The 15,180-nt window shown below is 44.1% G+C and carries 11 protein-coding genes and 2 tRNA genes; 6 read left to right on the forward strand and 7 right to left on the reverse strand.

Annotated features, from left to right (window positions below; all coding sequences use genetic code 11):
* The first annotated feature begins 90 nt into the window (after positions 1-90).
* A complete protein-coding gene (locus tag B9J87_RS10340) occupies positions 91-2,043 on the forward strand; it encodes a DNA topoisomerase III (RefSeq protein WP_094150568.1) in 1,953 nt (650 codons plus the stop codon).
* A 74-nt stretch (positions 2,044-2,117) separates the two neighbouring features.
* Here the strand turns inward: B9J87_RS10340 and B9J87_RS10345 are convergent, their stop codons facing one another.
* A complete protein-coding gene (locus B9J87_RS10345; RefSeq protein WP_026028272.1) occupies positions 2,118-2,345 on the reverse strand; it encodes a hypothetical protein in 228 nt (75 codons plus the stop codon).
* Positions 2,346-2,570: 225 nt separating this feature from the next.
* Positions 2,571-2,661: transfer RNA gene (locus B9J87_RS10350), tRNA-Ser, on the reverse strand.
* A 585-nt stretch (positions 2,662-3,246) separates the two neighbouring features.
* Between B9J87_RS10350 and B9J87_RS10355 the strand changes: the two genes are divergently transcribed.
* Both B9J87_RS10355 and B9J87_RS10360 read left to right on the forward strand, forming a co-directional pair.
* The gene (locus B9J87_RS10355; RefSeq protein WP_094133610.1) at positions 3,247-4,137 is read left to right on the forward strand and encodes a formate dehydrogenase accessory sulfurtransferase FdhD; all 891 of its coding nucleotides are present in this window, start codon (positions 3,247-3,249) and stop codon (positions 4,135-4,137) included.
* 10 nt (positions 4,138-4,147) lie between these two features.
* Complete coding sequence (locus B9J87_RS10360; RefSeq protein ID WP_094150570.1) at positions 4,148-6,457, forward strand: FdhF/YdeP family oxidoreductase; 2,310 nt, start codon at positions 4,148-4,150, stop codon at positions 6,455-6,457.
* 54 nt (positions 6,458-6,511) lie between these two features.
* Here B9J87_RS10360 and B9J87_RS10365 read toward each other — a convergent pair.
* The 3 genes from B9J87_RS10365 to B9J87_RS10375 all read right to left on the reverse strand — a co-directional run bounded on the left by B9J87_RS10365 (position 6,512) and on the right by B9J87_RS10375 (position 8,705).
* Positions 6,512-6,588: transfer RNA gene (locus B9J87_RS10365), tRNA-Pro, on the reverse strand.
* 62 nt (positions 6,589-6,650) lie between these two features.
* The gene (locus B9J87_RS10370) at positions 6,651-8,456 is read right to left on the reverse strand and encodes a DUF3413 domain-containing protein (RefSeq protein ID WP_017049110.1); all 1,806 of its coding nucleotides are present in this window, start codon (positions 8,454-8,456) and stop codon (positions 6,651-6,653) included.
* A gap of 24 nt (positions 8,457-8,480) precedes the next feature.
* Positions 8,481-8,705 carry a YejL family protein gene (locus tag B9J87_RS10375; RefSeq protein ID WP_013856392.1) on the reverse strand — a complete coding sequence of 75 codons (225 nt, stop codon included), beginning with the start codon at positions 8,703-8,705 and terminating at the stop codon, positions 8,481-8,483.
* Between the two features lie 84 nt (positions 8,706-8,789).
* Between B9J87_RS10375 and yejK the strand changes: the two genes are divergently transcribed.
* Both yejK and B9J87_RS10385 read left to right on the forward strand, forming a co-directional pair.
* Entirely contained in the window at positions 8,790-9,791 is a 1,002-nt protein-coding gene (yejK, locus tag B9J87_RS10380) for a nucleoid-associated protein YejK (RefSeq protein ID WP_094150572.1), read from the forward strand.
* A 173-nt stretch (positions 9,792-9,964) separates the two neighbouring features.
* The gene (locus tag B9J87_RS10385; protein WP_017048540.1) at positions 9,965-11,161 is read left to right on the forward strand and encodes an Hpt domain-containing protein; all 1,197 of its coding nucleotides are present in this window, start codon (positions 9,965-9,967) and stop codon (positions 11,159-11,161) included.
* A gap of 110 nt (positions 11,162-11,271) precedes the next feature.
* Here B9J87_RS10385 and nhaC read toward each other — a convergent pair whose 3' ends face one another.
* Positions 11,272-12,708: a Na+/H+ antiporter NhaC gene (nhaC, locus tag B9J87_RS10390; RefSeq protein ID WP_017048541.1), complete on the reverse strand. Its 1,437-nt coding sequence runs from the start codon at positions 12,706-12,708 to the stop codon at positions 11,272-11,274.
* Positions 12,709-13,130: 422 nt separating this feature from the next.
* On the opposite strand from nhaC, the gene asd reads away from it, so the two are divergent.
* Positions 13,131-14,261 carry an aspartate-semialdehyde dehydrogenase gene (asd, locus tag B9J87_RS10395; protein ID WP_094150574.1) on the forward strand — a complete coding sequence of 377 codons (1,131 nt, stop codon included), beginning with the start codon at positions 13,131-13,133 and terminating at the stop codon, positions 14,259-14,261.
* A 121-nt stretch (positions 14,262-14,382) separates the two neighbouring features.
* Here asd and B9J87_RS10400 read toward each other — a convergent pair whose 3' ends face one another.
* Positions 14,383-15,021 (reverse strand): YchE family NAAT transporter, encoded by a 639-nt coding sequence (locus tag B9J87_RS10400; protein WP_010318853.1) that lies wholly within the window; start codon positions 15,019-15,021, stop codon positions 14,383-14,385.
* Positions 15,022-15,180: the final 159 nt, after the last annotated feature.

Consider the following 15,180-nt stretch of genomic DNA (forward strand, 5'->3'; position numbering starts at 1 on the left):
GAGTAATACTGTATAAAATAACAGTTTTTCTTGATTTATTAAGGTCACATTGGTTAATGTGGCCTTATTTTTTTGCGTTGATTTGAGTTTATGACCCGTTTATTCATTGCTGAAAAGCCCAGCTTAGGGCGCGCTATAGCCGATGCTCTGCCGAAACCACACAAGAAAGATCAAGGTTTCATTCGTTGTGCGAATGGTGACATCGTTACTTGGTGTATTGGGCATTTACTCGAGCAAGTTGAGCCGGATGTTTATGATGAACGCTATAAAAAGTGGAATTTACTCGACTTACCTATCATTCCTTCACAGTGGCAGCTTAGACCGCGCAAAACATCGAGCAAACAGTTGACTGTGATTCGTCAGCTTTTGAAAGAAGCATCGCAAATTATCCATGCAGGAGACCCGGATCGCGAAGGGCAACTATTGGTTGATGAAGTGATTGATTATTGCAGAGTAAGCCAAAGTAAAAAAGAGCAAGCATTGCGGCTACTGATCAGCGATTTAAACCTTCCAGCCGTGCAGCGTGCACTGAAACAGATGCGCAGTAATCGCGAATTCATCCCTTTATCGGTTTCAGCGCTCGCGCGTTCAAGAGCCGATTGGTTGTATGGCATGAATATGTCACGGGCTTATACTTTGCTGGGGCAGAAAGCGGGCTATCAAGGTGTCTTGTCGGTTGGACGGGTACAAACTCCTATTCTAGGGCTTGTGGTACGTCGGGATGAGGAGATAGAAAACTTCATCCCGCGAGACTATTTTACATTACATGCGTTAATCCCTTATCAAACTGATCAAGTGGCGTTTGATATCCGTGCGCGCTGGAAACCCAGCGATGCTTGCCAGCCGTGGCAAGATGAAGAAGGGCGAGTCTTAAACCGCAAGTTGGTGGAAAATGTCGCACAGCGCATCGCAGGGCAACCCGCCACAGTGATTGAAGCCGAACAAAAGCAAACTAAGCAAGCCGCGCCGTTACCTTATTCCTTATCTGCACTGCAAATTGATGCAGCGAAGCGCTTTGCAATGAGCGCCCAGCAAGTGTTAGACACTTGCCAATCTCTGTATGAGAAGCATAAATTAATCACCTATCCGCGTTCAGATTGTCGTTACTTACCACAAGAACATTACGCTCAAGCTTCGTCAGTAACTCAAGCTATCGCGTGCAACGCCAAAGAGTTGTTAACGGCGGTCAGTGGCGCAAACTTAGCTCTTAAATCCAAAGCATGGAACGATAAGAAAGTGGACGCACACCATGCCATTATTCCCACACCAAAGCAGGCATCCGTCAATGCCTTGTCGGGAAATGAGATGAAAATATACCAATTGATTGCGCGCCAATACTTGATGCAATTTTATCCCGCTGCCGTGTACGCGGAAGCCAAGCTGGTGTTTGATATTGCGGGTGGCTTTTTTGTTGCGTCAGGGCGACAACTGGTTGACACCGGTTGGAAGAGTTTGTTAGGCAAAGTCGATGAAGAAGAGAACGGAGTCGATGCCGTTCCACCACTGAGTAAAGGGACGGTGCTGACGTGTCGAGAAGGGGAGATTCACGATCGAAAAACCGAGCCTCCTCGTCATTTTACTGAAGCGACTTTGCTACAAGCGATGACGGGAATTGCTCGCTATGTTGAAGATAAAGAGCTGAAAAAAATCTTACGTGAAACCGATGGTTTGGGTACGGAAGCGACGCGAGCGGGGATCCTTGACACTTTATTCAAGCGGCAACTCTTAACACGTCAAGGTAAGCTGATTCTAAGCTCGCCAGCGGGAAGGGGTTTAATTCATGCGCTGCCAAATGAATCAACTTATCCTGATATGACCGCCCATTGGGAGCATCAATTGCAAGCGATGGCTGAACGTGGGCAAGCGTATCAACCCTTTATGCAAGTGCTGCAAGAGCGCATTATTCAGATTATGGAACAGGCGAAATCGGGCGCAGTGCCAGAGTCGCTTCGCTCATTGCCCAAAGTGGAGCGCCCTGCATTCAAACGAAAGACACGTAAATCCAGCAAAACCACGCGTTATCAACGTAATTCGGCTCAATAAAATGACATCAAAGAATCGGTCGCTAAGCAAGCTGAGGCCTGCGAATTAGGTAAGATATTCACCGACCTGACGAGCTAATTATCACATTTTCGATAAAAAAGGCTGGTATCCCAATCGGTTACATTGTCAGTCACTTTGCCGACAAGTGGCAGTAAACGCCACGCCTCGCGCTCTTGAAAAGGGTGGCTTGTTATCACGGCAAAACCAGCAATACAGCATCTTCCACCTTTAGAACGGATAAACTGGGCAATCGAGCTGACCGCTTCTTCACTGTAGGATTCAATCTTATAGAGATGGCTCATACACTTCTCCTCTCTAACCATGCCATTAATTACGACATAACCGTTGAATAATGGGAAGCATATTTGATGCCAGTTTCTAAAAAATACACCTTTGGTATGTGATGAATGGAGAGGGTACTTATCTAATGAATGGCAACTGGTGCGTGGAATAAAATATCAGTATGAGAAAATGATGTTAATCAGATACGAAAAAGCCGCTGTAAAAACAGCGGCTTTTCTTAAAAGTGGCGGAGAGATAGGGATTTGAACCCTAGGATAGCTATTAACCATCGCCGGTTTTCAAGACCGGTGCTTTAAACCACTCAGCCATCTCTCCGTGTGGTGCGCATAATAGCGAGGCAATTTTACTTTGTAAAGTCTTGAGCTGATTGTTTGCTGGTTTTGCATACAATTGACGATGATTTTCCACTAATGGCTTGATTCTTAGTACCTTGTTGGAGAAAAAATGTACATTAATGCGTACTTCGTTATGGCGCATTTTTGATTTGGTTGCTGGCTTAACGGTGAATTCTTACGATGTTTATACAGAAAGTCGTATTGAAGCGGGGTAATCGATTATGTATTAGCAACGGTTTACCAAGAGCCTGATGCTCTCTTGTAGTATCAGGCTACCAGAGTTTCATAAATGGAATGTTATTTCTTTTTTATGCTTTTACGTTCATATAATACTTAAACCTCTGGGAATGACGGGTAACAAGCTAAAACTGGCAGGGAAATGATACTAAACCTGAACCATAGCCAAAAGATGGCTTTCTTGACCCTGCGCAAGGTGAGGAGTAATTTGCAGCTTCCTGTGTTTAAGGCACTGCTTCCATTTCCAATCATTAAGTACAGAGTGTTTGCAGGAGTTTATCTTGCACTCACCTATGCTGATGATTGAAATCAGTCAATAAAAAGAACCATGCTAGAAGAAACGACAACCAATGACCCTCATGATGCTCAACCTGAGGGGACTGAACGCATTTATCGCCAACGTTTTGATTCCAAAATAGGGTTTCAAAATGAATACGATATTCTTGCTATTGAAGAGCCTTTACAAATCAGTTTGCAATGGAATGATACGGTTACTAACAAGCTGCATATCGAAGAGTGGAGCATGACAATGCGAACGCCCGGTGACGATGCTCATCTCATCGGTGGCTTACTTTACACGCAGCAAGTGATCGATTCATATGACCATATACTCAATATGGAATTGGTTGACGACGAATCACGCCATGGCCAGAATCACTGGTTGGTCACGCTCAATCATCCATGCACTGATGTGATTCAGCATCAGGCCCGTCGTTATATGAGCCAGTCGAGCTGTGGCATTTGCGGTATGACATCCATCCGAGCCTTGAGTTTGAGGCGAGAAATTCGTGTTGATGATAGCCCGAAATGGCTCTCTTCTGATGTTGTTATTGCGCTTCCTAATCTGCTTCTTGTTCATCAACCACTGTTTGCAAAAACGGGGGCGGTGCATGGTGCGGGTTACTTCGTGAATGGCGAGTTGATTGCCGTTGCCGAAGATGTGGGTCGCCATAACGCAGTGGATAAGTTGATTGGTCGAATTTTGAGTGAGCAACGTTGGCACCCGCAAGGGGTATTGATTCTTAGCGGCCGAGTGAGTTTTGAGTTAATGCAAAAAGCGGCCATTGCTGGCATTTCAGTGGTGGTGGCTGTTGGTGCGCCATCACGTTTAGCGCTCGATATGGCGCGTCAGTTTGATATGACACTGATTGGTTTTATCAAAAAAAATCAGTTCAATATATACCATGGTCATGCACGTTTGCAGTCAGTGAAAGAGTGAGAAGAAGAATATGAGTATTAAACAATATACCGGTTCGGCTGGTGGTTGGGGAGCGCTAAAAAGCACCGCGCATCATCTATTGAAAAGTCATAATGTTGCCAAAAATATTTCCAATCTTTTAAAAACCAACCAAGACCATGGTTTTGACTGTCCGGGCTGTGCTTGGGGTGAAAAACATGTCCCAGGGCGTTTTCGTTTTTGCGAAAATGGCGCTAAGGCCGTCAACTGGGAAGCCACTTCTCGACGCGTTGGGGCGGATTTCTTTAAGCAATATTCGGTCACTTGGCTCAATAAGCAGAGTGACTATTTTCTCGAATCTCAAGGGCGTTTAGCGGAACCAATGCGCTATAACGCTCAAACGGATCACTATGAGCCAATCAGCTGGGATGAGGCGTTTGCACTGGTTGCACAACACCTCAATCAACTCGCTAGTCCAAATCAGGCGGAATTTTATACATCAGGCCGCGCGAGTAATGAAGCTGCATTTCTATACCAGTTGTTTGCGCGCCGGTTTGGTACCAATAATTTTCCTGATTGCTCAAACATGTGCCATGAAGCGACGAGCGTCGCCTTGGTTCGCTCGATTGGCATTGGTAAGGGAACTGTGACTATTGAGGATTTTGAAGAATCCGATGCGATTCTTTTATTTGGACAAAACCCAGGAACGAATCACCCTCGTATGTTGGAAACACTGGCGTCAGCCTATAAGCGTGGCGCTCGGGTCGTTGCGTTTAATAATTTAAAAGAGCGAGGATTGGAGCGTTTTACTAACCCGCAAAATCCTTTTGAAATGTTAAGCAATGGTTCAACACCGACCACTAGCCATTATTTCACTCCTAAATTAGGCGGAGACATGGCGGCGGTTCGTGGCTTGGTGAAAATTCTTCTTGCTCGTCATCAGCAAGCACAGGCCTGCGGTGAATCGATATTCGATCTTGATTTCATTGCCCAGCATACCGAAGGGATGGAGTCTTATTTAGCCATGGTGCAGGCTACGCCGTGGTCAAGTATTATTGAACAATCTGGGCTCACGCAACAAGAGCTAGAGCTGGTGGCAGATATTTACCAAGGCGCTAAACGCGTGATCGTAACTTGGGCAATGGGGGTGACTCAGCATAAGCATTCGGTGGCAACCATACAAGAGTTGGTCAATCTACAATTACTGTTTGGCCAAATTGGTAAGGATGGTTCTGGGGTATGTCCTGTCCGTGGCCACTCAAATGTGCAAGGTGACCGCACGGTTGGAATTAATGAAAAACCGCCTGCATTTCTACTCGACAATATTGAAAAAGTACTGGGCTTTACGCCACCAAAAGCGCATGGCCATAACGTAGTTAATGCTATTGAGGCGATGCTACGGGGTGAAAGTAGAGTCTTTATCGGTTTAGGAGGAAACCTCGTTGCTGCTGCGCCCGATACCGAGCGTGTCGCACAAGCAATGAAAAACTGTAATTTGACCGTAAACATTGCGACTAAACTGAATCGGAGCCATGTCAACCCGGGCAAGGATGCGTTGATCCTGCCTTGTTTAGGTCGGACAGATATTGATATTCAGGCTCAGGGGCCACAGAAAATTACCGTTGAAGACTCATTCTCCATGGTTCATGCCTCTTCTGGGCGAATTGATGTTACAGGAGAGATGATGCGCTCAGAGCCTGCTATTATCGCAGGAATGGCAAAAGCGACCTTAGGGGAGGGAAATCCAATCGATTGGCAATCCATGGCCGATAATTACGATAACATTCGAGATTTGATTGAAAAGATTATCCCAGGATTTGCCAATTTTAATCAGCGGCTCAAAGGGCCTGGCGGTTTTTATCTTGGTAATTCAGCGCGTGAATTTAATTGGAAAACGCCCACAGGAAAAGCGCAGATAAGCAGTAATGCACTTCCTGAATCTATCGTTCCGCTTAAAACTCAGCAGATGACCAAGAAACCGATTTTTGTGTTGCAGACGATGCGTTCGCACGATCAGTACAACACCACGGTTTACGGTTTGGATGATCGTTACCGAGGTGTATTTGGCGAACGTAATGTCATCTTCATGAATGAAAAAGATATTGAGCAGCTGCAATTAAAAGCGGGTGAACGAGTCGATATTGAGACACTGTGGGATGATGGTATTAAACGTGAAATTTTGGGCTTCAAAGTGGTCGCCTATGTAATTCCTCAAGGGAATGTAGCGGCCTATTTCCCTGAGGCAAATGCACTCATTCCATTGAGCAGTAAAGGCGACTTTAGTGATACCCCGACATCAAAATCTATTGCCGTTGTCATTCACCCAACCAAAGTTGCACCACCGTTAGTTCAAACAGACTAAAAAATCAGATACTAAAGCAAAAAAGAGAGCCGAAGCTCTCTTTTTTTAGGTGTATGGTCGGACTGAGAGGATTTGAACCTCCGACCCCCGACACCCCATGACGGTGCGCTACCAAGCTGCGCTACAGTCCGATTGGCGTAATCTAATCATTTATCCCTTTAGCGTCAAGAGATAATCTTGCTAACGACCTGATTTAATTATCTTTGGCGTAAAATCTCTGCAATTCAGTTAAGCCTTGCATCAGTACAGGTAACGCTGGGCTAGAGTCTTTCTGACGTTGATAGTTTTCATCAAACAGCTTGAAGTTGCCAAATTTATCAATGAGAGTCGTTTGGGTATCGGTAATCAAAGCTAATTCACGGGCATCACCGGCTAAAATCCACTTCCTTTTGTTTTCATCAAACAAGTTTCTACCACTGCTAAATTCAATAGGGTTGGATGAAGCACCTAACAGATCCTGTAAAAGCGTGACTGAAAAATCTAAGTGACTTGAACGGTGTGAGTATTCCCCTGCCATTTTTCCTGGCCAATGGATGATCATCGGCACTTGTAACTGGTATCGGCTGTAATTGCTGTTAGCTCCCCAGCTGTTAGTTTTTGTCTCGTTAAACTCCGCGCCATGATTTGAGGTGATCACAATCAGTGTATTGTCTTGCAATTGTAATTCGTCAATCTTAGTGAGCAGCAGGCCTATTTCTTGGTCGGCTGCATTGACCGAGTTATTGTAACCAGCACGCAGGCGATCGCTGGCACTACCTTTACTTGACCGAGGATCAAAGTCATTAAAGTTGTCAACGGTCGTCAATTCCAAATAGCTGAACCAGGGTTGTTCGGTTTGCTCGGATACCCATTTATGCCAGCGTTGTATAGTTTGGTTATCTGTGCTCGATTCTTGATCAAAAGGAGCTTTAGAGACCGTTAAAGTGCGGAAAATCGTCTCTTCGTATAAGGTGTCGTCAAAATTATCGCCACTAAAGAGGCCAAACTGATAATTCTGTTTTTTCAATACATCTATCAGTATCGGAGGGGTACCTTGTGAACGAATGGCGTTGGCATAACTGCTTGGCAACCCATAAAATAAGCCAAAGATCCCAAACATGTCATTACTCGAGCTGTAATGATTATTAAACTTCAAATTTTCTGTCGCAAATTGGTAAGTGTTGGGCATGATTTCAGCTGTCAGCACATCACTTCTTAAATTATTGACACTCACTAGCAAAATATTGAGATTATTTGCTCTGCGGCCAAATTGAAGAGGCTCAAGAGGATAACGAACAATGTTAAGGTTCTCTTCATTATCCTTCAAACGCTTTAAGTACACATCACGATCAAATAGACCGTGTTTTTCCATGAACGATTTTGCCGTCATTGGATAGGAGAGCGGGAAGTTTGATTTTTGGCTGGTCACTGATGTTTCTAAATACGCATCAGACCAAACGTAAATAAGGTGGCTGGTAATAAAACTAATGAAAAATACCGCCGCGATGGGCCGGCCAACGTGTTTATGCGATAGTTTTCGCTGCTTACGCCAAACCCACTCCGAAAGCCCAAGTTGTAAGAGGAAAATGAGCGGCATGACCACAAACAGATGCTGTAAGTCAGCGGTGATAGCGCTTGTCTCATCGCTAAAAAGCAGTTCCCATACAATCGGTGTTAAGTGCAGGTTGATTGCTTGATAAGCTTGGGTATCGATTAATAAGAGTGTGAGTCCTAACGTTGCAAAACAGACCGCCACGAAGCGAAATAGTTTGCGCGACGGAATGATGAATGTCAGAGGGAATAAAACCAGCAGATAGAGTGCAAAGACCAAAAATCCAAAATGGCCGACCCAAGACACAGCTAAATAAAACTGCCCCAACAAGGTTTCAGGCCATGGTGATTGTACGATATATCGAGTACCAATAAGCATTGCTGCAATGATATTGAAGAAAGCAAACCAATGCCCCCAACCAACCAACCGTGATACGCGTTCACCGTATGTATTTTCGCTATCTGCCATGTGATTTTCTATCTATGCATTCTATTAGTGAGTAGTAGTTTCTAAAGACGACATCAATGCCTGAGCAAATTTTTCCGCAATCGCCTTACGCTGTGAAGCGGCAACGTTTTGGTTTAAGACATTCGTTGCAATGTTTCCCGCAATCATGAGAGTAAGCTCAGGGGAAGCACTATGTTTAGCGAGGATGGCAGCAACTTCTGTCAGGATATTTTCAATTCTTTCGTCGCTGTATTTAGATGTAATAGGCATAAAGACTCTAATGATGATAGTAAAAGCGGCTTATGATAACCTACAATGCCTTACAACTGAAACCAGAACGATGATAATTTCACTATGAGTCTTCACCTTTCCAACGTGATTTTGCACCAATTAAGCAAAAACGAGCAAGATGAGTTGGTGGTTAAATACCGCTCTCAATCTTTAGATAATGATACGTCTGCCGAAAATTTAGTGGCTGAGTTGCATCGCGTATTTAATTCGAAAGCGAGCAAAGGTTTTGGTTCGTTTAAGTCGGACAGTGATTTTCAAACTTGGTTGCAAGAACTTCGTCAAGGTGAGCGTGATTTTTACAATTTTTCACAAATCAGTGCTCAACGGCTGAAAGATGAATTATCAAAGTATCCGTTTGCTGATGAAGGGATCTTAGTGATGGCTGAATATCAGTCACTGGCTACCGATTACCTATTTATTGGGCTTTTACCTCTCAACCAAAGTTTGAAAGTAACAGAGGGGCTCGACATTAGCGCGACAGATTATCTTGATATCAACAAAATGGATATCGCAGCGCGTCTTGACCTCTCAAGTTTTGAAACGGACAAAAACTCAAACCGCTACCTTGCCTATATCAAAGGTCGCGTTGGTCGAAAAGTGTCGGATTTCTTTCTTGATTTTCTGCAAGCCGATGTCGGGTTAGATACCAAAGTGCAAAATCAAGTACTGATGCAAGCGGTACAGGATTTTTGCACGGATTCTAAGCTAGAAAAAGATGAAGCGATCGGTTACAAGAAGCAGGTTTACGATTACTGCAATGAGCAAATTAAAGCCGGTGAAGAGGTTCATATTCGTGAGTTGTCTGGTGAATTACCTGCTAGCCAAGACGGCACGGGTTTTTTCGAATATACGCAGGCACATGGCTATGAACTGGAAGAGAGCTTTCCTGGTGATCGTTCTACCGTGCGTAAACTGACCAAGTTTGTCGGTGCAGGGGGCGGTTTGAATGTGAGCTTTGATAGTTTATTATTGGGAGAGCGTATTTTTTATGATCCTGAAAGCGACACGTTAACCATCAAAGGCACGCCACCGAATTTAAGAGAACAGTTAACGCGCCAGCGTTAATCGTTTACCACTAAGAGAGCTTGATATGGCTCTCTTTTTTGTCTTTTCTCCCGATGTACAACTCAGCACGGTCCAAACTTTAGGTTTATGCTTGTATTAATTACAAGTACAAATTGGTAATCACAGTGTTTGGGCAAAAGAAATCAAAACGATTCAGCGTGAGATCGTATGGAGTGATTCTGTTTGGTTGGTTAATCTCCGTTGGTCTTGTGTTTTGGCAAAGCCATTTAAGCTACCAAGCCATGCATGCGGTGAAAGAGTTACATTACAGTGTTGAAGAACTTAAAAGTTCACTCTATTTTAAAGAGCCTTATCGTTCGACGAGAGCAAATGATATCGCGCTGAATGTGCAGCTACTCTATTCACTTAGGCTACAGCTGGAAGTTGAGCACCGAGATTTTTCATGGCGACCAGATATTCAGCAATTGCTCCATGTGACTGATCGCTATATCACACTGACCAAATCGTATTTGTCGATTGAGCTTAACATTCAACCCTTGGTTGAACGCCTACAAGTGCTGCGCGACAATCCCACTAATTCAGAACAACTCAAGCAAATGTATGTGGTGTTAGGCGCTTATGTATTTGAAGCGATGTTCAGTGACACTGAGCAAAATCCGGGCATCTATCGAGCATTAGATAAACTCTATGTGGATGGGCAATCTTTACCAGCCATTCAGAAAAAAGAGTTAGAGCAGACATTAGCACAAGCGTCTGATTTACTGAATCAATACGCCCAAGGTGCACGTTTGGTCGACAATTTAATCAATCACTCTATTTACAATCAGCTTATCCATGTTGAAAACCAATACCATCGTCTTTTAAACATCTATGCTTATCTTGTCACGGGGTTAAGTGGTGGTGTTATGCTATTGCTGGGTTGGTTGATGTTTCGGTCATCAGTTTTAACTCGTTCTCATGTTAATAAAGTTCCCAGTGCTGCGAAAGAGGATGCGTCATCTGAGATAAATCCCAGTCGTGTTTTGTCTACAGAAGAACCACAGGTGGAAACATCGGATCTTTCTGATGATTTGGCCATCGATATTGAATCCATGCTCATAACTCTCAATGGCGATGTTGAGTCTGTCACTCTGCTGTTGAGCGTATTTATACAAGATCATCAGCATGATGCCACTGAATTGAAAAGATTGGTGCATTCTGATTTGGAGGCTGCTCAACGCCGAGCACACAGCCTGAAAGGCGTCGCGGGCAATCTTGGTTGCCGTTCTCTCAAGCAGATAGCGTCAGAAATAGAGTTGCGACTTAGTCAGAAGCAACGACCTACGGAGAAGCAATTGGGGTTATTAACAACGCAATTAGCGGCCGCTATAGCCAGTGCGCAACACTACCTTGATCAAAGAAAACGATAAGCCAGTTCTATCGTATCAGCTTTAAATGGTGATTCTGCTTGTAGTAAAAAAGAGCTCAGTTGAGCTCTTTTTTACTGGTTTTTTAGTTCAATGACTTTTGCAATACTCTGCTAGGCTGACTGTTGGTTGAGAACCGGTGCTTGTTCAGCACTGTCAGCTGGTGCAGTAGGTTCACATTTATCAACAAACCAACCCATGTAAGAGGTAAAAATGGTTACCAAAATACAGACAAAGCTTAGCCACATAAAGGGGGCATATGAGAGCGTTGCAACGCCTAGAATGCTCGCCATGTAGATGCCATTATCGCTCCATGGCACCATACCGGAGGTGAGCGTGCCACCAAATTCAGCGTTACGTGATAGGTTCTTACGCTGATAGCCTAAACGGTCATAGTTCTTGGCACAGATTTTAGGGGTCAGGATGAGTGAAACATACATGGCTGAGCCAAAAACGTTGCCCATAAATGCAGTACCAATAGTACTGGTTGCCAGTGAACCTGCGCTTGTCACGCGGCGCTCAAACAGTTTTGCGATGGTTTCAAGCACACCCACTTTGTCCAGCAATCCACCAAACCCGAGACCAAAGACAATCACGGCAACAGAACCAAGCATAGAGGACATACCGCCTCGGTTTAAGATTGAGTCAATGAAGCCAACGCCAGATTCAATATTGTAAGGTGCCCATGCGGTATTGAAAGCTTGCAAGAAGTCTACGTCTTGGATCATCACAGCCCAAATGATGCCCAGCAAAGAACCAAAGCTAATTACAGGAAACGAAGGCATTCTCATCGCAAGCAAGCCAAGTACAATCAGCACTGGCACAAAAGAGTATGGGGTAATGTAAAACTGCTGTTCCATCGCCTCAATCACGCTTTGTACTTGAGACATGTCTACGTTACCCGCATAGTGGAAACCAAATAAGGTAAACATGATACCCGTGATCACGTAGCTGATAAGCGCTATCGGCAGCATACCTTTAATGTGTTCCATCACTTCAACGTTAGACATCGAAGACGCCAGAATAACGGAATCAGATAATGGCGACATTTTGTCACCAAAGTAACAACCTGAAAGTACTGCGCCAGCGGTGATTGGTGCTGGAACGCCAAGACCCTGACCAATCCCCATCATGGCAATCCCCGCGGTACCAGCTGCACCCCATGAGGTTCCAGTTGCTAAAGCGGTGAGAGAACAGATGATCATCGTTGCAAGAAGGAAAATAGAAGGATGGATTGCTTGAAGACCGTAGTAAATAATGGTCGGCACGATCCCGCCGGAGATCCAAGTACCAACTAATGCGCCAACAGCTAAAAGTATCAACACGGCACCTAAACCATTAGAAATACCATTCAGTGCTGCTTTTTCTAATTCTTTATATTGGTGACCTAAACGAACACCGAGCACAATAATGATGAACCAGCCAATGTATAAGGCCAGTTGGATAGGGAGATCGAGTTGAGCTGTAAACGAAAACGCGAGTAACAAAAACAAGCCTAGAGCAATAATTACTTGAATTAAGCTAGGTAGGCGTTGAGGGGCTTGCGTCATAAAAGAGCCTCTTGTCAGATTTATGATCTAAGGACAGAACGGTGCCCTTATTGAGTTCGATCGCACTTTACAATAGTTAGCATAATATATCGACATCAAACACCTCGGATGTGATTTATGTCGTTTAAGTGGTTAATCTTCGATGTTAAATGTTGATAATAGTTAAATTTAATGGTTGTAAATGTTTTGTGGTGCGGGGTTTTTGTGTAACAAGAATGTGATTATTTAGCGTTTCGTTGATTATTGAATGCTGAATCATAGTGCGGTTGAGTGATTTTTAGGCTTGAATGTGTTTTTTACAAAACTGGCTACGCAGAAAGAAAAAGTTACCACTTTTACTAAGAAAGTCTTGAGATTTTATGCTGAACCACTTATAGATGGAGCAATAAATTTTCATTTTAGATACATGGAGAGTGAGCGCGATGAGAGTAGGTTTAGTGGGTTGGCGTGGTATGGTCGGTTCTGTACTGATGCAGCGTATGGTTGAAGAAAATGACTTTGACTTGATCGAACCGGTTTTCTTTAGCACATCTCAAATTGGTATTCCTGCCCCAACGGTGCCTTCTAAGAAAGGCAATCATCATACAGGGTTACTGCAAGATGCTTATGATATTGATAGCCTCAAACAATTAGATGCCATTATCACTTGTCAAGGTGGTAGCTACACTGAAAAAGTGTATCCAGCACTTCGCCAAGTGGGCTGGAAAGGTTACTGGATTGATGCTGCATCTACCTTACGGATGGATAAACAATCAATCATCACTTTAGATCCGGTCAACTTGACACAAATTCAGCACGGCATCCATTCAGGAACCAATACCTTTGTTGGCGGTAACTGCACAGTCAGTTTAATGCTCATGGCATTAGGCGGCCTTTATGAGAAAGGTTTGGTCGAGTGGATGAGCGCAATGACCTACCAAGCAGCTTCGGGTGCTGGCGCTCAAAATATGCGCGAGTTGATCTCGCAAATGGGAGTAATTAACGATGCGGTGAGCTCTGAATTGGCTAATCCATCGAGCTCAATTCTTGACATCGACAGAAAAGTGGCTGAAACCATGCGATCACCTTCTTTTCCTACCGAGCAGTTTGGTGCACCACTAGCGGGTTCATTAATCCCTTGGATTGACGTCAAACGCGACAATGGTCAAAGCAAAGAAGAGTGGAAAGCGGGCGTTGAAGCTAATAAAATTCTAGGGCTTCAATCGTCACCGATCCCGATTGATGGAACCTGTGTTCGTATTGGCGCAATGCGCTGCCACTCACAAGCATTAACCATCAAGCTGAAGAAAAATGTTCCGCTTGATGAAATCGAAGAGATGATCGCTACGCACAATGATTGGGTGAAAGTTATTCCAAACGAGCGCGATATTACCGCACGTGAATTGAGCCCTGCCAAAGTCACTGGTACCTTGTCAGTTCCCGTAGGACGTTTGCGTAAAATGTCTATGGGTAATGATTTCTTAAATGCGTTTACGGTGGGTGACCAATTATTGTGGGGAGCTGCTGAGCCGCTTCGGCGTACTTTGCGGATCATTCTGGCTGAAAAACAATAAAGATGGATCTCGGTTTAAAACTACCTGAGTAAACATAAAAAAAGGGCGCTTTGCATAAAGCGCCCTTTTTTTATGTTTTTATGCTTTTTGTCTGTAGTAACATTGACGATGTTAACCGCGGTTATGCAAGGCCAGGAAATAAATTTCTGAGCCCATTGGCAATAAACTCAATACCGAGTGCGCCGAGTATCAAACCCATGATCCGCGTAATCACGTTGATACCCGTTTGACCTAAGAAGCGGACAATATAGGGCGCTGAGCGAAACAGCAGCCAAGAGCTTAAACTAAATAACACCACAGTGATTATAATGCCCACGGTATCGAACATGCTTGGGTAGCGAGAGCCATACACTATGGTTGAACTGATGGCACCCGGTCCTGCCATTAAAGGCATAGCGAGTGGCACAACCCCAATTTGTTCACGGCTAATGTATTCAGATTTCTCTTGTTTGTTTTGTTTATCTTCACCCAATTTACCGCTCATCATCGAAAACGCGATGCTCAGCAGCAATAGGCCACCAGCTACTCGAAACGAATCTAAAGAGATACTAAACATATCCAGTAACATCTGCCCAGCAAGCAGTGCGGTAATCAAAATTATTGCCACAGCAATATTCGCTGTAGCCGCCGTTTTGTGTTTCTCTTCTTGCGTCATATGCCCAGTGAGAGAGACAAATATTGGCATAATCCCCACGGGGTTCACAGCGGCTACAAGGCCTAAGAAAAACTGCAGGAAAATGGCTAACTCAAAGGTTTGCATGGCATTTATCTCTAATGGATCATTTCGATGAAATATTACGTGGCTAATGTAAGCGAAAGCAAAGGATAGCACGAATGAAAAAAACTAAAGCGATTGGGGTTTTATTGCTGAGAAAAACTAATTCAATGAAGAAAACGTTTTACAATTGTTTTTCTAATG

The organism is Vibrio sp. V19_P1S1T109 (assembly GCF_002241375.1).
Lineage (GTDB): Bacteria > Pseudomonadota > Gammaproteobacteria > Enterobacterales > Vibrionaceae > Vibrio > Vibrio anguillarum.

Excerpts from the sequence above, each read along its gene's own strand:
- B9J87_RS10340 (WP_094150568.1), top strand. The coding sequence starts at position 91 with ATGACCCGTTTATTCATTGCTGAAAAGCCCAGCTTAGGGCGCGCTATA.
- B9J87_RS10345 (WP_026028272.1), bottom strand. The coding sequence starts at position 2,345 with ATGAGCCATCTCTATAAGATTGAATCCTACAGTGAAGAAGCGGTCAGC.
- B9J87_RS10355 (WP_094133610.1), top strand. The coding sequence starts at position 3,247 with ATGCTAGAAGAAACGACAACCAATGACCCTCATGATGCTCAACCTGAG.
- B9J87_RS10360 (WP_094150570.1), top strand. The coding sequence starts at position 4,148 with ATGAGTATTAAACAATATACCGGTTCGGCTGGTGGTTGGGGAGCGCTA.
- B9J87_RS10370 (WP_017049110.1), bottom strand. The coding sequence starts at position 8,456 with ATGGCAGATAGCGAAAATACATACGGTGAACGCGTATCACGGTTGGTT.
- B9J87_RS10375 (WP_013856392.1), bottom strand. The coding sequence starts at position 8,705 with ATGCCTATTACATCTAAATACAGCGACGAAAGAATTGAAAATATCCTG.
- yejK (WP_094150572.1), top strand. The coding sequence starts at position 8,790 with ATGAGTCTTCACCTTTCCAACGTGATTTTGCACCAATTAAGCAAAAAC.
- nhaC (WP_017048541.1), bottom strand. The coding sequence starts at position 12,708 with ATGACGCAAGCCCCTCAACGCCTACCTAGCTTAATTCAAGTAATTATT.
- asd (WP_094150574.1), top strand. The coding sequence starts at position 13,131 with ATGAGAGTAGGTTTAGTGGGTTGGCGTGGTATGGTCGGTTCTGTACTG.
- B9J87_RS10400 (WP_010318853.1), bottom strand. The coding sequence starts at position 15,021 with ATGCAAACCTTTGAGTTAGCCATTTTCCTGCAGTTTTTCTTAGGCCTT.